Source organism: Pseudomonas sp. PvP089 (assembly GCF_017875165.1).
GTDB lineage: Bacteria > Pseudomonadota > Gammaproteobacteria > Pseudomonadales > Pseudomonadaceae > Aquipseudomonas > Aquipseudomonas fortuita.
In genome coordinates, this window is sequence record NZ_JAGGME010000001.1 from 1,691,075 (window position 1) to 1,710,782 (window position 19,708).

12 protein-coding genes are annotated in these 19,708 nt (G+C 62.9%); 5 read left to right on the plus strand and 7 right to left on the minus strand.

All coding sequences use genetic code 11. The features are described 5' to 3' along the window. The first annotated feature begins 120 nt into the window (after positions 1-120). Entirely contained in the window at positions 121-1,809 is a 1,689-nt protein-coding gene (fadD2, locus tag J3A71_RS07840; protein ID WP_096426624.1) for a long-chain-fatty-acid--CoA ligase FadD2, read from the plus strand. A gap of 359 nt (positions 1,810-2,168) precedes the next feature. Continuing rightward, complete coding sequence (gene fadD1 / locus J3A71_RS07845) at positions 2,169-3,866, plus strand: long-chain-fatty-acid--CoA ligase FadD1 (RefSeq protein ID WP_096426623.1); 1,698 nt, start codon at positions 2,169-2,171, stop codon at positions 3,864-3,866. A gap of 157 nt (positions 3,867-4,023) precedes the next feature. Here the strand turns inward: fadD1 and J3A71_RS07850 are convergent, their stop codons facing one another. Continuing rightward, a complete protein-coding gene (locus J3A71_RS07850) occupies positions 4,024-5,331 on the minus strand; it encodes an FAD-binding oxidoreductase (protein ID WP_096426622.1) in 1,308 nt (435 codons plus the stop codon). A 24-nt stretch (positions 5,332-5,355) separates the two neighbouring features. Continuing rightward, on the minus strand, positions 5,356-6,720 hold the full coding sequence (locus tag J3A71_RS07855) for a glutamine synthetase family protein (RefSeq protein ID WP_096426621.1): 1,365 nt from the start codon (positions 6,718-6,720) through the stop codon (positions 5,356-5,358). 570 nt (positions 6,721-7,290) lie between these two features. Between J3A71_RS07855 and hrpA the strand changes: the two genes are divergently transcribed. After that, the gene (gene hrpA, locus J3A71_RS07860) at positions 7,291-11,196 is read left to right on the plus strand and encodes an ATP-dependent RNA helicase HrpA (RefSeq protein ID WP_060519169.1); all 3,906 of its coding nucleotides are present in this window, start codon (positions 7,291-7,293) and stop codon (positions 11,194-11,196) included. A 174-nt stretch (positions 11,197-11,370) separates the two neighbouring features. Continuing rightward, positions 11,371-12,492 carry a beta-ketoacyl-ACP synthase III gene (locus J3A71_RS07865; protein WP_016488556.1) on the plus strand — a complete coding sequence of 374 codons (1,122 nt, stop codon included), beginning with the start codon at positions 11,371-11,373 and terminating at the stop codon, positions 12,490-12,492. Between the two features lie 214 nt (positions 12,493-12,706). On the opposite strand, the gene J3A71_RS07870 is transcribed toward J3A71_RS07865, so the two are convergent. Further along, entirely contained in the window at positions 12,707-13,951 is a 1,245-nt protein-coding gene (locus J3A71_RS07870; RefSeq protein ID WP_016488555.1) for a putative porin, read from the minus strand. A gap of 262 nt (positions 13,952-14,213) precedes the next feature. Between J3A71_RS07870 and J3A71_RS07875 the strand changes: the two genes are divergently transcribed. Beyond that, the gene (locus J3A71_RS07875) at positions 14,214-15,341 is read left to right on the plus strand and encodes a GNAT family N-acetyltransferase (RefSeq protein WP_096426620.1); all 1,128 of its coding nucleotides are present in this window, start codon (positions 14,214-14,216) and stop codon (positions 15,339-15,341) included. 163 nt (positions 15,342-15,504) lie between these two features. Here J3A71_RS07875 and J3A71_RS07880 read toward each other — a convergent pair whose 3' ends face one another. The 4 genes from J3A71_RS07880 to J3A71_RS07895 all read right to left on the minus strand — a co-directional run bounded on the left by J3A71_RS07880 (position 15,505) and on the right by J3A71_RS07895 (position 19,701). Further along, positions 15,505-17,337, minus strand: coding sequence for an ABC transporter ATP-binding protein (locus tag J3A71_RS07880; RefSeq protein ID WP_096426619.1), 1,833 nt, complete (start codon positions 17,335-17,337; stop codon positions 15,505-15,507). Positions 17,338-17,400: 63 nt separating this feature from the next. Further along, positions 17,401-17,958, minus strand: a complete 558-nt coding sequence (locus J3A71_RS07885; RefSeq protein ID WP_016488552.1) for a peptidylprolyl isomerase A — start codon at positions 17,956-17,958, stop codon at positions 17,401-17,403. Beyond that, complete coding sequence (locus tag J3A71_RS07890) at positions 17,952-18,764, minus strand: alpha/beta hydrolase (RefSeq protein WP_060519163.1); 813 nt, start codon at positions 18,762-18,764, stop codon at positions 17,952-17,954. Before J3A71_RS07890 ends, J3A71_RS07885 begins: the two co-directional genes overlap by 7 nt. A gap of 13 nt (positions 18,765-18,777) precedes the next feature. Then, positions 18,778-19,701: a LysR family transcriptional regulator gene (locus J3A71_RS07895; protein WP_016488550.1), complete on the minus strand. Its 924-nt coding sequence runs from the start codon at positions 19,699-19,701 to the stop codon at positions 18,778-18,780. Positions 19,702-19,708 lie beyond the last annotated feature (7 nt).

Consider the following 19,708-nt stretch of genomic DNA (forward strand, 5'->3'; position numbering starts at 1 on the left):
TTGGCGTATATGCCGCCTTGGGCTTACCTGCTAACGTCGGAGCAACGCCTTTTTGCCGGCAGGCAATCAGGTAAAGGACTAAAGGACGCAGTGCAGGTCCAGGCAGAGGAACAATAATAAATGCAAGCCGACTTCTGGAATGACAAGCGCCCGGCGGGCGTGCCTTCCACCATCGACATCAATGCCTACACCTCGGTCGTCGAGGTATTCGAGCGCTCCTGCAAGCGCTTTGCCGACCGCCCGGCGTTCAGCAACCTGGGCGTGACCCTGACCTACGGGGAGCTGGAGCGCCACTCGGCAGCCTTCGCCGCCTGGTTGCAGCAGCACACCGGCCTCAAGCCGGGTGACCGCATCGCGGTGCAGATGCCCAACGTGCTGCAATACCCGATCGCGGTCTTTGGTGCCATGCGTGCCGGCCTGATCGTGGTCAACACCAACCCGCTGTACACCGAGCGCGAAATGCGCCACCAGTTCAAGGACAGTGGCGCACGTGCGCTGGTGTACCTGAACATGTTCGGCAAGCGGGTGCAGGAAGTGCTGCCCGATACCGGCATCGAGTACCTGATCGAGGCGAAGATGGGCGACCTGTTACCTACCGCCAAAGGCTGGCTGGTCAACACGGTGGTCGACAAGCTGAAGAAGATGGTGCCCGCTTACCAGCTACCCCAGGCGATATCGTTCAAACAGGTGCTGCGCGAGGGCCGCGAGCACTCGCCCAAACCGGTACCGTTGAGCCTGGACGACATCGCCGTGCTGCAGTACACCGGCGGCACCACCGGCCTGGCCAAGGGCGCCATGCTCACCCACGGCAACCTGGTGGCCAACATGTTGCAGGTGCTGGCCTGCTTCTCGCAGCACGGCCCCGACGGGCAGAAGCTGCTCAAGGACGGCCAGGAGGTGATGATCGCACCCCTGCCGCTTTACCATATCTATGCCTTTACCGCGAATTGCATGTGCATGATGGTCACCGGCAACCACAACGTCCTGATCACCAACCCGCGTGACATCCCCGGCTTCATCAAGGAGCTGGGCAAGTGGCGTTTCTCGGCGCTGTTGGGGCTGAACACCCTGTTTGTCGCATTGATGGACCATCCCGGTTTCCGCCAGCTGGATTTCTCGGCGCTGAAGGTCACCAACTCTGGCGGCACGGCGCTGGTCAAGGCCACCGCCGAGCGCTGGGAGGCGCTTACCGGGTGCCGCATTGTCGAAGGCTACGGTCTGACAGAAACCTCGCCGGTGGCCAGCACCAATCCCTATGGCCAGCTGGCGCGTCTGGGTACGGTGGGCATCCCGGTAGCGGGTACCGCCTTCAAGGTAATTGACGACGATGGCAACGAATTGCCCCTGGGCGAGCGGGGCGAGTTGTGCATCAAGGGGCCACAGGTGATGAAGGGTTACTGGCAGCAGCCTGAGGCCACTGCCCAGGCCCTGGATGCGGACGGCTGGTTCAAGACGGGTGATATCGCGGTGATCGACCCGGACGGTTTCACCCGCATCGTCGACCGCAAGAAGGACATGATCATCGTCTCGGGCTTCAACGTGTACCCCAACGAGATCGAGGACGTGGTGATGGGCCACCCCAAGGTTGCCAACTGTGCCGCCATCGGCGTGCCGGACGAGCGTTCTGGCGAGGCAGTGAAGCTGTTCGTGGTGCCGCGCGAGGGCGGGCTGAGCGTGGAAGAGCTCAAGGCTTACTGCAAGGCCAACTTCACCGGCTACAAGGTACCCAAGCACATCGTGCTGCGCGAGTCGTTGCCGATGACGCCGGTGGGCAAGATCTTGCGGCGGGAGCTGCGCGACATAGCTTGAGTCTGTGTTGGCTGTTTCGCGGGTGAACCCGCTCCCACAGGTACTGCACAGCCTCCAAGCTTTGTGCGGTCCCCTGTGGCAGCGGGTGCACCCGCGAATGCGTTCAAGGTGGTCTAACAGGCCTGTTTCAGCCTGATCTGCGACATTTTGGTTAAAAACTCTAAAAATGACCTGTATTGTTCATTGAGTCATTTTTGTGACTGCAAGGCCTGTTTTGGCCTCTAGGCGACCCCAGGCAAAGCTGTTACTCTCGGCCCGCTTTCAGACGATCCGGTTTGCAACGAACCGCCGTCTCATATCAATAATAAGCGCATCGACGCGCCAATCGAACTTCGCTGTTGCTGAAGGAGTGGGCTTCCATGATCGAAAATTTTTGGAAGGATAAGTACCCAGCCGGGGTTACGGCGGAAATCAATCCTGACGAATTCCCCAATATCCAGGCAGTACTCAAGCAATCCTGCCAACGCTTTGCCGACAAACCGGCCTTTAGCAACCTGGGCAAGACTATCACTTATGGCGAGCTGTATGCGCTGTCGGGGGCGTTTGCCGCCTGGCTGCAGCAGCATACCGACCTCAAGCCGGGTGACCGCATTGCCGTGCAGCTCCCCAATGTCCTGCAATACCCGGTCGCGGTCTTCGGCGCCATGCGTGCCGGGCTGATCGTGGTCAACACCAACCCGCTGTACACCGCGCGGGAGATGGAACACCAGTTCAACGACTCCGGCGCCAAGGCTTTGGTGTGCCTGGCCAACATGGCCCACCTGGCCGAGAAGGTGGTACCCAAGACCCAGGTCAGGCACGTCATCGTCACCGAAGTGGCCGACCTGCTGCCCCCGCTCAAGCGCCTGCTGATCAACAGCGTGATCAAGTACGTGAAGAAGATGGTGCCGGCCTACAGCCTGCCGCAGGCCGTGCGCTTCAACGACGCGCTGGCGTTGGGCAAGGGCCAGCCGGTGACCGAGGCCAACCCGCAGGCCAACGACGTGGCCGTGCTGCAGTACACCGGTGGCACCACCGGTGTGGCCAAAGGCGCCATGCTGACCCACCGCAACCTGGTGGCCAACATGCTGCAGTGCCGAGCGCTGATGGGCGCGAACCTGCACGAAGGCTGCGAAATCCTCATCACCCCGCTGCCGCTGTACCACATCTACGCCTTTACCTTCCATTGCATGGCAATGATGCTCATCGGCAACCACAACGTGCTGATCAGCAACCCCCGTGACCTGCCTGCCATGGTCAAGGAACTGGGCAAGTGGAAGTTCAGCGGCTTTGTCGGCCTCAACACGCTGTTCGTTGCCCTGTGCAACAACGAGGCGTTCCGTGCACTGGACTTCTCGGCGCTGAAAATTACCCTGTCGGGCGGCATGGCCCTGCAACTGAGCGTGGCCGAGCGCTGGAAGGCCGTTACGGGTTGCGCCATCTGCGAAGGCTACGGCATGACCGAAACCAGCCCGGTGGCGGCGGTGAACCCGGCAGAAGCCAACCAGGTGGGTACTATCGGTATTCCGGTGCCGTCCACCCTGTGCAAGATCATCGATGACGCCGGCCACGAGCTACCGTTGGGCGAGGTGGGCGAGCTGTGCGTCAAGGGCCCGCAGGTGATGAAGGGCTATTGGCAGCGCGAAGACGCCACCGCCGAGATTTTGGACAGCGAAGGCTGGTTGAAGACCGGTGACATCGCCCTGATCCAGCCGGACGGTTACATGCGCATCGTCGACCGCAAGAAGGACATGATTCTGGTCTCGGGCTTCAACGTGTACCCCAACGAGCTGGAAGATGTGCTGGCGGCCTTGCCGGGCGTGCTGCAGTGTGCGGCCATTGGTGTGCCTGACGAGAAGTCAGGTGAAGTGATCAAGGTGTTCATCGTGGTCAAGCCGGGCATGACCGTGACCAAGGAGCAGGTGATGGAGCACATGCGTGCCAACGTTACCGGCTACAAGGTACCGCGCCTGATCGAGTTCCGTGATGCGCTGCCGACCACCAACGTGGGCAAGATCCTGCGCCGCGAGCTGCGCGATGAAGAACTCAAGAAGCAGGGCTTGAAGAAGATCGCCTGACGCCCCGCCAGCGCGGTCCCTGTAGGAGCAGCCGTGTGCTGCGAAAGGGCCGCAAAGCGGCCCCAGCAATTTCAGCATTACGGCTGAGAACCTGGGGCCGCTTTGCGGCCCTTTCGCGGCACAAGGCCGCTCCTGCCGAGGTTGCACCGCTTCAGTCTCAGCGCAGTTTTTCCAGCATCTGGTAGTACCACATCCCCGCCGCCAGCAGCGGGTTGCCCAGCAAATCCCCCATCGGCACCCGCACATGCTTGCACTGGGCAAAGGTGTCGAACTTCTCCAGCGTCCCGGTCAATGCCTCGGCCATGATTTCGCCCATGATGTGGCTGGTGGCAATGCCGTGCCCCGAATAACCCTGGCAGTACCACACGTTGTCCGACAGCTTGCCCAACTGCGGGATGCGGTTGACCACGATGCCCATGGCGCAGCTCCACTGGAACTCGATCGGCACGCCTTTCAATGCCGGGAAGGTGCGCTCGATGCACGGGCGCAGTTCACTTTCGATATCCCGTGAGTCACGGCCGGAATAGTTGGCGCCACCGCCGAACAGCAGGCGCTTGTCGGCGGTCAGGCGGTAATAGTCGAGCACGAAGCGGCAGTCGTACACCGCCAGGTCCTGCGGGTTGATCTGCTCGGCCAGTTCACCCAGCGGCGCGGTGGTGACGATACCGCCCATGGCCGGAAAGATCTTGCCCTTGAGTTGGCGCTTTTCCAGTTTGTGGTACACATCGCCGGCCAGCATCACCTGGCGTGCCTCGACCCGGCCGTGGGCGGTGACCACCGCCGGGCGCGGGCCGTGGACGATGTCCAGCACCTCGGAGTTTTCGAAGATCAATGCACCCAGGCTGTGGGCAGCGCGGGCCTCACCCAGGCACAGGTTGAGCGGGTGCAGGTGCAGGTTGCGCAGGTTCTTCAACGCGCCCAGGTACAGCGGGCTCTGCAGGTGCTCGGCCACTGCGGCGCGGTCGAGCAATTGCACCTGCTCGCCCATGCCCCGGCGCTGGGCCTCGGCCTCGAATGCGCGCAGCTCGTTCATGTGCGAGGGCTTCATCGCCGCATGCAGGTGGCCGTGCTTGAGGTCGCAGTCGATGCCATAGCGCGCCACGCGCTGTTCGATCACCTGGTGCCCGCGCCAACGCAGGTGCCAGATGAAATCGTCGACTTCGGCGCCCAGGTGGCTACGCATCTGCGTGCGCATGGCCTCGTCGCCCGACAGGCTGCCGGTGACCTGGCCGCCATTGCGCCCGCTGGCGCCCCAGCCGATGCGGTTGGTTTCGACGATGGCGACCTTCAGGCCACGCTCGGCCAGCTCCACCGCCGTGGCGACGCCGGTGAAGCCGCCACCGATGATGGCCACGTCCACCTGCACCGTGCCCTTGAGCTGCGGGTACTCGGTGTGGTCGTTGAGCGTGGCGCTGTAGTAGGACGGCGCACGTTGCGCCGGGCCTTTGTTCAATGCTGCGTTCATGGGTGTTCCTTGTTATGTAGGGGCTCAGGCCTGGTGCAGGTACCAGCGCCAGTCCTGCTCGCTGACTTCGGCCATGAACTGGCGGTACTCGGCGCGTTTGACCTTCAGGTACACGCCAAGGAAGTCTTCGCCCAATGCTTCGCTGGCCCAATGGGAATGTTGCAGGGCGTCGAGGGCAGTCAGCCAGTCGGTGGGCAGGTGTTCGGTGGCCTGCGCATAGCCGTTGCCTTCCACCGGTGCGCCCGGGTCCAGCTGTTCGCGGATGCCCCGGTGGCTGGCGGCGAGAATAGCCGCTGCGGCCAGGTAGGGGTTGGCGTCGGCGCCGCAAATGCGGTGTTCCACATGCCGGCTGTTGGCCGGGCCGCCGGGTACACGCAGGCTCACGGTGCGGTTGTCCACGCCCCAGGTCGGCGCCAGCGGCGCATAGCTGTTGGCCTGGAAGCGGCGGAACGAGTTGGCGTTGGGGCAGAACAGCAGCAGCGAATCGCGCAGGTGGCGCAGCATGCCGGCCACGGCCTGACGCAGCAGCGGGGTGCCGGCTTTGTCTTCACTGGCGAACAGGTTGTTGCCCGCGCTGTCCGCCAGGCTCAGGTGCATGTGCATGCCGGTACCGGCCAGGTTGGCAAACGGTTTGGCCATGAAGCAGGCCTGCATGCCGTGGGCGTGGGCCACGCCTTTCACCAGCCGCTTGTAGCGCACGGCCTGGTCCATCGCCTGCAGGGCGTCGCCGTGCTCCAGGGTGATTTCCACCTGGCCGGGTGCGTATTCCGAAATAGCGGTACGCGCCGGAATGCCCTGGGCCTTGCAGGCCGCGTACAGGTCGGCGAGGAACGGTTCGATCTGCTCCAGTTCACGCAGGCCATAGACCTGGGTGGTGCGCGGGCGGCCACCATCGTTGTCCAGCGCCGGTTGCGGGCGGCCCTGGGCGTCGCGTTGCTGGTCGAGCAGGTAGAACTCCAGCTCGCAGGCCATCACCGGGTGATAGCCGTCGGCTTTCAGCGCTTCGATGGTGCGCAGCAGCACATGACGCGGGTCGGCGACGCTGGCCGGCAGGCCTTCGCTCGGGTGCATGCTGACCTGCACCGCAGCAGTGGGCACCCGGCGCCAGGGCAAGCGCACCAGGCTGCCTTCGAGCGGGTAGGCGCGGCAGTCGATGTCGCCCACGTCCCAGACCAGGCCCGAGTTTTCTACGTCGTCGCCGTTCAGGGTCAGGCCGAGGATGGTGCTGGGCAGCGGCCGGCCCGTTTGGTACACGGCCAGCAGTTCCTCGCGGTGCAACAGCTTGCCGCGCGGCACGCCGTTGGCGTCAAGGATGAACAGTTCGAACAGCTCGATATCGGGGTTGTCGGCCAGAAAACGGGCAGCCTGCTCTGCGGGTGCAAAGTGCATGATTGATTCGCTCACGTACGCACAGGGCCACCGCACAAGCAGGCGGCCCAGTTGAGTCAAATGGCCAGACGCTGGCCGGTTTTGTTCACAATGGCGTGAGTGAAGTGTCCGGTGGGCGCGCGTGGCGGCAGTGCCACAGGGCCCAGAAGGCGAGGATGATGTGGACCAGCGGATTTTCCCCGGCACGGCTCCGGGCCTTCGGGAGCGAAGGGCGGGAAGACGGTGGCGCGATGGGCTGGACGGGAGTCATGCCTTTGATACTCACATGCGGCGTAAGGTTGATTAAAGCAGTGAATGGCAACCTTTACATATGCCCTTGCTAAACTTTCAGCCGCCATACGATCCCTGCAGGAGCGGCCTTGTGCCGCGATGGGCTGCGGCAGCAGCCCCGGCACTGTGTGCTGAGGCGCAGATCTTGGGGCTGCTGCCGCAGCCCATCGCGGCACAAGGCCGCTCCTACAGGGACCGTGCCAGCCTGGACAGCAAAGTAGGCTCAAATCTGCGACAATCGCGCATCCTTCGAATGCCGATCATGAAAAAGCAGGCTCACCTGCATCACTAAAAAGCCCCATGACTGACCACGCTATCGACAAACTGCTGCAAAACCTCGACCACGCCATGATCGCCGACCGCCATCGCCTGCGGCGGCAACTGCACGAACTGCGCAAGCGCCCCGACGAGGCGAAACTGGCGCAGTGGGTGGAAAAGGTCCAGGCCTCCTGCGCCCAGGTCACCGCGCGCCAGCAGAGTGTGCCGACCGTGCGTTACGACGACAACCTGCCGATCGCCGCCAAACGTGACGAAATAAAGAAGGCCCTGGCCGAGCACCAGGTGCTGGTGATCGCCGGCGAAACCGGTTCGGGCAAGACCACCCAGCTGCCGAAGATCTGCCTGGAGCTGGGCCGTGGCAGCCATGGCCTTATTGCCCACACCCAGCCGCGCCGGATCGCCGCGCGCAGCGTGGCGGCGCGGGTTGCCGAAGAGCTGGGCACGCCCCTGGGCGGGCTGGTTGGCTACCAGGTGCGTTTCGAAGACCAGAGCGACTCCAATACCCTGGTCAAGCTGATGACCGACGGTATCCTGCTGGCCGAAACCCAGCACGACCGCCTCCTGGAGCGTTACGACACCATCATTGTCGACGAAGCCCATGAGCGCAGCCTGAACATCGACTTCCTGCTCGGCTACCTGAAGACCCTGCTGCATCGCCGGCCGGACCTGAAGCTGATCATTACCTCGGCGACTATCGACCTGGAGCGTTTTTCCAAGCACTTCGACGACGCGCCCATCATCGAGGTGTCCGGGCGCACTTTCCCGGTGGAAACCTGGTACCGCCCGCTGACCAGCGAGCAGGACGAGGAAGGCAACCAGATCGAGGATGACCTCACCGTCGACCAGGCCATCCTCGCGACCCTGGATGAGCTTTCGCACCATGAGCGCAGTGAGGGCAAGGGGCCGGGCGATGTGCTGATCTTCCTGCCGGGCGAGCGGGAAATCCGCGATGCCGCCGAGATCCTGCGCAAGGCGCAACTGCGCCACACCGAGATTTTGCCGCTGTACGCGCGCCTGTCGCCAGCGGAGCAACAGCGCATCTTCCAGCCGCACACCGGGCGGCGCGTGGTGCTGGCCACCAACGTTGCCGAAACCTCGCTGACGGTACCTGGTATCCGCTACGTGATCGACACCGGCACGGCCCGCATCAGCCGCTACAGCTACCGCGCCAAGGTACAGCGCCTGCCTATCGAGGCGGTGTCCCAGGCCAGTGCCAACCAGCGTAAAGGCCGCTGCGGCCGGGTAGAGCCAGGCATCTGCGTACGGCTTTACAGCGAAGAAGATTTCAACAGCCGGCCCGCGTTCACCGACCCGGAGATCTTGCGCACCAACCTGGCGGCGGTGATTCTGCAGATGCTGCATTTGCGCCTGGGTGCGATCGATGCCTTCCCGTTCATCGAGCCACCGGATGGCAAGGCCATCAGCGACGGCTTCAACCTGCTGCAGGAGCTGTCGGCGGTCAACCGCGAGAACCAGCTGACCCCCATCGGCCGCCAACTGGCACGTCTGCCGGTCGACCCGCGGCTGGGCCGCATGCTGCTTGAAGGCGCACGCCAGGGCAGCCTGCAGGAAGTGCTGATCGTTGCCAGTGCGCTGTCGGTGCAAGACCCACGCGAGCGCCCGCCGGAGCGCCAGCAGGCTGCTGATCAGGCGCATGCGCAGTGGAAGGACGCTGATACCGACTTTGCCGCACTGGTCAATTTGTGGCGGGGTTTCGAAGAGCAACGCCAGGCCCTGACTGCCAGCCCGTTGCGCAACTGGTGCCGCAAGAATTTCCTCAACTACCTGCGCTTGCGCGAGTGGCGCGATGCCCATCGCCAGTTGTCGTTGATCTGCCGCGAGCTGCAGCTGGTGGTCAACAAGGAGCCGTCTGACTACCAGAAGGTGCATAAGGCCATCCTTAGCGGCCTGCTTAGCCAGATTGGCCAGAAAACCGAAGAGGGCGATTACCAGGGCGCCCGCCAGCGGCGCTTCTGGGTGCATCCGTCTTCCGGCATTGGCCGCAAGCGCCCGCAGTGGGTAATGGCCGCGGAACTGGTGGAAACCACCAAGCTGTATGCGCGTATGGTCGCCAAGATCGAGCCTGACTGGATCGAGCCGCTGGCGACCCACCTGATCAAGAAGAATCACTTCGAACCGCACTGGGAAAAGAAGCGTGGGCAGGTGGTGGCCTATGAGCAGATCACCCTCTATGGCCTGATCCTGGTCGGCCGCCGGCCGGTACACTTCGGCCCGATCGACCCGGTGACCTCGCGTGAGCTGTTCATTCGCGAGGGCCTGGTTGGCGGTGAAATCCAGTCGCGGGCCAAGTGCCTGGCGGCAAACAAACGCCTGCTCGAAGAACTCGACGAGCTGGAGGCCAAGGCTCGTCGGCGCGACATTCTCGCCGACGAAGAAACCCTCTACGCCTTTTACGAAGCGCGCTTGCCGGCGGAGATCCACCAGACCGCGACCTTCGATGCCTGGTACCGCATGACCAGCCAGAAGGACCCGAACCTGCTGATCATGCGCGAGGAAGACGTGTTGGCCCGTGAGGCCAGCGAAGTCACCGCTGCGCAGTACCCGGACAGCCTGCAAGTCGGTGAACTGCGCCTGCCGTTGACCTACCACTTCGAACCAGGCCACCCGCGTGACGGCGTGACCGTGCGGGTGCCGGCACCGCTGCTGCCAAGCCTGCCCGGCGAGCGCCTGGAATGGCTGGTGCCAGGCCTGCTGGAGGCCAAGTGCGTGGCGCTGGTGCGCAATCTGCCCAAGGCGCTGCGCAAGAACTTCGTGCCGGTGCCGGACTTCGTCAAGGCCTCGCTGGCGCGCATGACTTTCGGTCAAGGGGCGCTGCCGCAGGCCCTGGGCCAGGAGCTGTTGCGCATGACCGGTGCACGCGTGTCCGATGAGGCCTGGGACGAATCGGTCAAGCTGGTCGAAGGCCACCTGCGGATGAACATCGAAGTGGTCGATGGCCAAGGCAAGTTCCTTGGCGAAGGCCGCGACCTGGCCGAGCTGACTGCACGCTTTGCCGCTGCCAGTCAGGCAGCGCTGGCGGTGCCGCGTGATGCCAAAAGCGAACAGCCGGTGCAGGCCAAAGCCTTCAGCGAAGTGAAACAGACCGCCCAGCAGAAGATTGCCGGCCTGTCGATGACCGTGTACCCGGCACTGGTTGAAGACAACGGCACCGTGCGCGAAGGGCGTTTCTCGACCCAGGCCGAAGCCGAGTTCCAGCACCGCCGCGCGTTGCAACGGCTATTGCTGCAGCAACTGGCCGAGCCGGCCAAGTTCTTGCGCGGCAAGTTGCCGGGGCTGACCGAGTTGGGCCTGCTGTACCGTGAACTGGGTCGGGTCGAAGCGCTGGTCGAAGACATTCTGCTGGCCAGCCTGGACACCTGCATCCTCGAAGGCGAACAACCGCTGCCGCGTGATGGTGCGGCCTTGGCCGGGCTGGCAGAGCGCAAGCGCGGCAGCTGGGCTGAGCATGCCGAGCGCCTGGCGCGGCAAACCCTGGAAGTGCTGAAGCTGTGGCATGGGTTGCAGAAGCGCTTCAAGGGCAAGATCGACCTGAGCCAGGCGGTGGCGCTGAACGACATCAAGCAGCAGCTGGGTAACCTGGTGTACCCGGGCTTTGTGCGCGAAACACCCGCGGCCTGGTTCAAGGAGCTGCCACGTTACCTCAAGGCGGTGGAACTGCGCCTGGAGAAGCTGGGTTCGCAAGTGCAGAAAGACCGGGTCTGGTCCGGCGAGCTGGCCAACCTGTGGGCGCAGTACAAGGCCCGTGCCGACAAGCATGCCCAAGAAGGCAAGCGTGATGAGCAACTGGCGTTGTACCGTTGGTGGCTGGAGGAGTACCGGGTGTCGTTGTTTGCCCAGCAACTGGGAACCAAAGTGCCGATTTCCGACAAAAGATTGAGCAAACAATGGAGCCAGGTGGAAGGCTAACCTCCCTTATTTGTGGCAAACTTTGGGGAGTTTGGGGCCGCTTGCGGCCCTTCGCGGGCGCGCCCGCTTCCACAGGGGTGAGCGTACGCCCCAAAATTGGTACTAAAGTGCCATTAATCTGTCATGTTTCCAGCCAGCGCCCCGTGGCGATGGCCTTTGACCAGAGGAACGACCGTGCATAACGTCGTGATCAGCGGCACCGGCCTGTATACCCCGGCCCAGAGCATTTCCAACGAAGAACTGGTGGCCTCCTTCAACGCCTGGTCGCAGCAGTTCAACCAGGACAACGCCGCTGCCATCGAGCGCGGTGAGGTCGAAGCGGCGCCGCTGTCCGACGCGGCGTTCATCGAAAAGGCTTCGGGCATCAAGAGCCGCTTTGTCATGGACAAGGCCGGCATCCTCGACCCGCAGCGCATGAAGCCACGCCTGCCAGAGCGTTCCAACGACGAGCCGTCGGTGCTCTGCGAAATGGCCGTCGCCGCTGCCCGCCAGGCCCTGGAGCGCGCCGGCCGCACCGCTGCCGATGTCGATGGGGTAATCGTCGCATGCTCCAACTTGCAGCGCCCATACCCGGCCATTGCTATCGAAGTACAACAGGCGCTGGGCATCCAGGGCTTTGCCTTCGACATGAACGTGGCCTGCTCGTCGGCCACCTTCGGCATCCAGACCGCCGCCAACAGCGTGGCCCTGGGCCAGGCGCGCGCGGTACTGATGGTCAACCCGGAGGTGTGCACCGGCCACCTGAACTTCCGTGACCGTGACAGCCACTTCATTTTCGGTGATGCCGCCACGGCGGTGCTGATCGAGCGTGCCGACCAGGCCACCTCGGCGCACCAGTTCGACATCGTCAGCAGCAAGTTGTGGACCGAGTTTTCCAACAACATCCGCAACAACTTCGGCTTCCTTAACCGTGCGGCGGAAGAGGGTGAAGGTGCGGCAGACAAACTGTTCATCCAGGAAGGCCGCAAGGTGTTCCGCGAGGTGTGCCCGAAAGTGGCCGAGCTGATCGGTGAGCACCTGCAGGAAAACGGCCTGCAACCGAGTGACGTCAAGCGCTTCTGGCTGCACCAGGCGAACCTCAGCATGAACCACCTGATCGTCAAGAAGCTGCTGGGGCGTGAAGTGGCCGAGGAAGATGCACCGGTGATTCTCGACCGTTATGCCAACACCAGTTCGGCGGGTTCGGTGATTGCCTTCCACTTGTACCAGGATGACCTGGCCAAGGGCTCGCTGGGCGTGTTGAGCTCGTTTGGTGCGGGGTATTCGATTGGTAGCGTGATCTTGCGCAAGCGCTGATTGCCTGGTCTGATCCGAGATAGCCGGGGGCCGCTTTGCGGCCCATTCGCGGCACAAGGCCGCTCCTACAAGGGATCGCGTCCCATTGTAGGAGCGGCCTAGTGCCGCGAATGGGCTGCGAAGCAGCCCCCTACAATTTCACAGGCAAAAAAAACGGGAAACGCCGGATGGGGTCGGCGTTTCCCGCTTCAGCTTGAAGCAGAGAGGGTGATGCTTAGAATTTGGCTTCCAGGTCCACCTGCAGGGTGTCTACGTCAGCATCGCTGTTCGGCAGGTTGGAGTAGTCGGTCTTGGCCATCATGTAGGCCGCGCCCAGCGCAAAGTTCTTGTCGATTTCGTAACCCACCTTGAACTTGTGGCCACGGGAACCGGTGAAGCCGTTACCGAAGTCAGAGTCGGTGAACAGGCTCACTACACCGTTACGCTGTACGTCGCGGTAGTTGTAGTCCAGGCTCCAGGCGCCGATCTTGCTCTTCAGGCCGGCCAGCCAGGCCTTGTCCTTGCCGTCGGTGCTTTCGGTGTTCTTGACGAACTGGCCGTAAGCCGACAGTGGGATGGCGAAGCCGGTGAAGTCGACCTGGCCGAAACCTTCCACCAGCTGGAACTCGTTGGTGGTGTTGCCCAGCGAAGCCAGGGCAGCCGAGGCCTTGTCGTTGTCGTAGCCATAGATGCTGCCGCCCACGGTAACCTTGACGGTGTCAGCCGCGTTGAACTTGGTGCCCAACTGGGCCGCATACAGCTGTGCGTCGTGCTTGTACTGCACGCCGTCGCCGTCTACGTTGTCTTTCAGGTTGTAGTGGCCGATGCTGCCGAACACTTCGGCGGGGCCGAGGTTGGTCTTGTAGGTAGCCGCCACGCCTTCAGGGTTGATGTCGCTGTCCCAGATGATGTCGCCCATGCTCACCCATGGCTGCATCATCTTGCCGCCGATCAGGTGCAGGTTTGGCACGGCAGTCGGATGCCAGTCGAGGTAGGCCAGGTCGACCCACAGCGATTTCTTCTCGAAATAGTTGTCCAGGCTTTGGTTGGTCGAGCGAGCATCGGCGCTGCTACCGGTGGCCACACGCACGCCAGCGTCGACCTGCGGGTTGATCTCGCTGTAGAAACCGACACGGGCACGCACGCGCTCACGGTCCTGGTTGCCGCTACGGGAGATCGGGTTGTCAACGTTGACGTCTTCGTAACGCAGGCGCACATCACCCTTGATCTGGGTCTTGGCGGCCCATGCCACTTTTTGTTCAAAGGAGCTCATACGTTCGGACTGAGCTTTCTGGTCGGCCTTTTCCTTGGTTTCTTTTGCCAGGTCGCCCTGCAGTTCGTTGTACTGCGCCTGGTTGATCGAGCCATTGGCGCGGAGCATTTCGAGCAGCTTGGCGTCGACAGCAGCACTGGCCGGGGCGCTCAGAGCCAGCATCATGCCGGTGAGGCTCACTCCGGTAAGTGTAGAAACAAGACGCATAAGGTTCTCCCTACTGAAAAAAATGGGGGAGGCTCAAGCGCCTGCCCCTGCGTTGGCATGTCTTCGGAAAGGGCCTGAATAGACAGGTTCTGGGGTTCCGGAAAACAGGCGCAAGTATTGCGGGGGCCAATGACAGATTAATGTCTAATTAGTGGCACTGTTGTTAAGTAATTGAGAGTAAAAGGATCAGCCTGGCTTTCGTCATTTGAGTGCCGGGCCATCCTTGGGGATACTGAGGGCCTTCAGACAGCGAGCCGAAACCGTGACCAGCCTGTATAGCCTTGCCCATTTGCGTGATCTTCCGGCGGCCACCTGGGATGCCCTGGTGCCGGCGGGCCAACCGTTCCTGCGCCATGCCTTCCTCAGCGCGATGGAAGACAGCGGCAGCGTGCAGCGAAATACCGGCTGGGCCGCCGAGCACCTGGTGCTGGAGCGTGACGGGCAGGTACGGGCACTGTTGCCGGCATATCGCAAATGGCACTCGTTTGGCGAGTATGTGTTCGATCATGGTTGGGCGGAGGCCTGTGAGCGGGCTGGCATCGCCTACTACCCAAAACTGCTCGGCGCTGTGCCGTTCAGCCCGGTCAGCGGCCCACGGCTGCTGGCGGCCGATCCGGCTGACGGCTTGCTGATGCTGCAGGCCTTGCCGGAGTATCTGGGCAAGGGTGGGCTTTCAGGTGCGCACATCAACTTCACCGACCCGGCGCTGGACGCGCAGTTGGCGGGCCTGCCAGGGTGGATGGAGCGACTGGGCTGTCAGTTCCACTGGCAAAACCGGGGCTATCGCGACTTCCAGGATTTTCTCGACAGCCTGAGCTCGCGCAAGCGCAAGCAGATGCGCAAGGAGCGCGAGCAGGTGGCGGGGCAGGGTATCGACTTCCGCTGGTACCGCGGTGATGAACTGGACGAGGCACAGTGGGATTTCGTCTTTCAGTGTTATGCCAACACCTATGCGGTGCGCCGACGCGCGCCTTACCTGACCCGCGAGTTTTTCAGCCTGCTGGCCGAACGCATGCCCGAGGCGCTGCGTGTGGTGATGGCCCGTCAAGGTGGGCGCGATGTGGCGATGGCCTTGAGCCTGGTGGGGGGCGATAGCCTGTTTGGCCGCTACTGGGGTTGCCTGGATGAGTTCGACCGGCTGCATTTCGAAACGTGTTTCTACCAGGGCATGGACTTTGCCATTGCCGAGGGTTACCAGCGTTTCGATGCCGGGGCGCAGGGCGAGCACAAGCTGATACGTGGGTTTGAGCCGGTACTCACGCGGTCATGGCATTACCTGCTGCACCCGGGGTTGCGGCGGGCGGTGGAGGATTTTCTGCTGCAGGAGCGGGAAGGGGTCAAGGGGTATGCCGAGGAGGCGAGGGGGATGTTGCCCTACCGCCGGGACTGATGTGTCTTCGGCTGCTGCGCGATCCCTGTAGGAGCGGCCTTGTGCCGCGAAAGGGCCGCAAAGCTGCCCCGGCAATTATTGCTGCGAAGCTGAAACCTGGGGCTGCTGCGCAGCCCTTTCGCGGCACAAGGCCGCTCCTACAAGAAGCGCGCCGTAGCGCAGATCAGTCGGCCCCGACAAAGCCCCCGGTCTGGTGATGCCACAGCCGGGCATACAACCCTTGTTGCTCTAGCAACTGCGCATGGCTGCCACTTTCGACAATCCGGCCCTTGTCCAGCACCACCAGCCGGTCCATCCGGGCAATGGTCGACAGCCGGTGGGCAATTGCAATCACCGTCTTGCCCTGCATCAGCGTCTCCAGGCTCTCCTGAATGGCGGCCTCCACCTCCGAGTCCAGCGCCGAAGTGGCTTCGTCCATGATCAGGAACGGTGCATTCTTCAACAGCACCCGGGCGATGGCGATACGCTGGCGTTGGCCGCCCGACAACTTGACCCCGCGCTCACCCACATGGGCATCGAAACCGGTGCGCCCCTGGGCGTCCGACAGTTGCGGGATGAACTCGTCGGCGCGGGCGCGGCGAACCGCTTCGTGCAACTGCGCCTCGCTGGCATCGGGGCGGCCGTACAGCAGGTTGTCGCGGATCGAGCGGTGCAGCAACGAGGTGTCCTGGGTGATCATGCCGATTTGTGCGCGCAGGCTGGCCTGGCTCACCTTGGCAATGTCCTGGCCATCGATGAGGATGCGCCCGCCCTGCACGTCATACAGGCGCAACAGCAGGTTGACCAACGTCGACTTGCCCGCGCCGGACGGGCCGATCAGGCCGATTTTTTCGCCCGGGCGAATGTTCAGGTCGAGCCCTTCGATCACATTGGCAGCCTTGCCATAGTGGAAGTCGACATCATCGAAATGCACCGCGCCGCGGCTGACCTTGAGCGCCGGCGCGTTGGGCGGGTCGGTGACGGTAACCGGCTGGGCAATGGTCTGCAGGCCGTCCTGGACCATGCCGATGTTCTCGAAGATGCCGTTGACCACCCACATGATCCAGCCTGACATGTTGACGATGCGGATCACCAGGCCGGTGGCCAGGGCGATGGCGCCAACGGTGATCAGTGACTGGCTCCACAGCCACAGCGCCAGGCCTGTGGTGGCAACCACCAGCAGGCCGTTGAGTGTGGTGATGACCACGTCCATGCTGGTAATTACCCGCGAGGCCAGCTGGGTTTTTTCGGTTTGCTCGCGGATCGCCTCACGTGCGTACTGCTGCTCGTAGTCGGTGTGGGCGAACAGCTTCAGCGTCGCGATGTTGGTGTAGCCGTCGACGATCCGCCCCATCAGCTTGGAGCGGGCGTCGGAGGAGATCACCGAACGTTCCTTGACCCGTGGCACGAAGTAGAACAGCGCGGCGATGTAGCCAGCGATCCAGACCAGCAGCGGCAGCATCAGGCGCCAATCGGCTTCAGCAAACAGCACCAGCGAGGTGATCGCATAGATCAGCACATGCCACAACGCGTCCACCGCCTGCACGGCAGAATCACGCAGCGAGTTGCCGGTCTGCATGATGCGCTGGGCAATGCGCCCGGCGAAGTCGCTCTGGAAGAAATTCAGGCTCTGCTTGAGCACATAAGTGTGGTTTTGCCAGCGGATCAGGCTGGTCATGCCGGGGTTGATGGTCTGGTGTACCAGCAGGTCGTGCAGGCCAAAAAACAACGGCCGCAGCAGCAGGATCACCACCAGCATCCAGATCAGTTCACCGCTGTGCTCGCTGAAGAAGCTGACATTCGGCGTGCCCTGGGCCAGGTCGATGATGCGGCTGAGGTAGCTGAACATCGCCACCTCGATCAGCGAGGCGAACAGGCCGACCACCAGCAGGGCGAGGAAGCTGGGCCACACCTGGCGCAGGTAATACAGGTAGAACGGCCACACGCTGGTGGGTGGCGATTCACTGGGGGCTTCGCGAAAGATATCGATCAGTTGTTCAAAACGACGGTACAGCATGGGTAACGACACTCCTGTTCCATCCGGCCCTCAGGCGGTTGCACGTCCCTGTGCAGCCTGCGGTCAGTCGATGCGTTTGGCCGACTTGATGTAGACCGGGTCGGCCGGTACATCACGCATGCCTTTTTTGGTGGTGGTTTGCGAGTTGACGATCTGGTCGACCACGTCCATACCCTTGGTCACCTTGCCGAACACGGCGTACCCGGCGTCGCGCCCCGGGTTAAGGAAATCGTTGTCGGCTACGTTGATGAAGAACTGGCTGGTGGCGGAGTTCGGGTTGGAGGTGCGCGCCATCGACAGAGTGCCGCGGGTGTTCAGCAGGCCATTGCTGGCCTCGTTCTTGATCGGGTCCTTGGTGTTCTTCTGTACCATCTGGTCAGTAAAGCCGCCGCCCTGGACCATGAAGCCGGGGATCACTCGGTGGAAAATGGTGTTGTTGTAGAAGCCGCTGTCGACGTACTCGAGGAAGTTCTTGGTACTGATCGGCGCCTTCTCGGCGTTCAGCTCGATTTCGACCTGGCCGAAGCTGGTGTCCAGCATGACGTGCGGGGTCTTGTCGGAAGCCATGACGCTGGTGGCGAAGGCGACCGAGCAGGCGGTGAGCAGGAGTTTTTTCAGCATGGGCTCAAAGATCCTTGAGAGGTGGAAGCGGCTGCGAGGAACTGCAGCAGGGTCTGGTTGAAGACCTCGGGTTGATCGAGGGGCGTAGCGTGCCGCGAATCGTCGATGACCACCAGCCTGGCGTTGGGCATCAAGGCAACGTAACGCTGTTTCAGTTGTATCGGGGTGTAATCGTGGTCGGCAGCGATGACCAGACTGGGACAGTGAATACGGCCGATGCGTTCCTGCACGCCCCAGTCGACGATGGCGTCGAAGCTCTTGAGGTAGGCGCGCTTGTCGTTGCGCGCCCAGCGTTGGGCCATCTTCTGCCGCAGGGCAGCCTGGTGAGGCTTGGGGAACAGTCGTTCGGCCAGGCCCTTGCCGACGGTTTCGACACTGAGGATGCGTGCCAGGCCCCAGCGCTTGAGCCACCACAGCCAGTCGCTGCGGGTACGGCGCTTGACTTCGGGGGCGCTGTTGACGATGCACAGGCTGCGCAGCCATTGCGGGTGGTCGACGGCAAACTGGAAGCCGACCATACCCCCCATCGACAGGCCGACGAAGTGCACGGGCCCCGTGTGCAGGTGTTCGAGCAGGGCCAGCAGGTCGGCACTGAAGGTGGCTATGTGGTAGCCGTCGCGCGGTTTGTCGGAGCGACCGTGGCCGCGGATGTCCATGAGGATCACCCGGTAATGCCGGCTGAGCACCGGCACCTGCAACTCCCAGTCCTGGCAGCTGGAGCCCAGGCCGTGCAGCAACACCAACGGGTCGCCCTGGCCATATTCCTCATAATGCAGTGCGCATCCTTCGTGTTCGAAATAGGCCATGGGCGCGGTCCTCTCAGGCTTGCGGGGGGGCTGCGAAGGGCACGTCCAGTGGCGCGGTGTCGAAGTTGCGCAGCAGCTCGATGAGAATCTGCGTGGCCGGGCCCAGGGTCTTCTCTTTGCTCGAATAAAGGTAGAACAGTGGGTGGCGGCTGCCACCCTGATCCAGCGGCAATGGTTTGAGCACACCTTCGCGCAGTTCGCGCTCGATCATGTGTCGGGGCAGCCAGGCAAAGCCCAGGCCGCTGCTGACAAAGGTGGAGGCGGTGCCCAGGCTGCCGACCGTCCAGCGCTGCTCTGCACCCAGCCAGCCAACGTCGCGTGGCTGCGCGCGGCCGGAGTCGCGGATGACCACCTGTAGCTGGCTTTCCAGGTCCTGGAAGGTGAGTTCCCTGCCCAGCCGGTGAAGGCTGTGTTCAGGGTGGGCGACGGCGACGAACTCCACCGCGCTCAGCTCGGCGCCCAGGTAGCCGCCAATGCTGTAGCTGCTGATGGCCAGGTCGGCGATGCCTTCGTGCATCACTTCCTCTACGCCAGACAACACCTCTTCACGCAGGCGCACCCGGCAGCCGCGGCTTTGCGGCATGAACGCGGCCAGGGCACGTACCAGGCGGGCACTGGGGTAGGCGGCATCGACCACCAGGCGCACCTCGGCTTCCCAGCCTTGTTCCATATGGTGGGCGAGGTCTTCGAGCTGGCTGGCCTGCTTGACCAAGTGGCGAGAGCGACGCAGCAACACGTTGCCCGCCTCGGTGAGCACCGCCTTGCGGCCGTCGATGCGCAGCAGTGGCACACCCAGTTGTTCCTGCATGCGGGCCACGGTGTAGCTGACCGAGGACTGCGAGCGGTGCAGTGCCTCGGCGGCCTGGGCAAACCCGCCGTGATCGACCACTGCTTGCAGGGTTCGCCACTGGTCAAGGGTTACGCGCGGCGCTTTCATCTTTCGC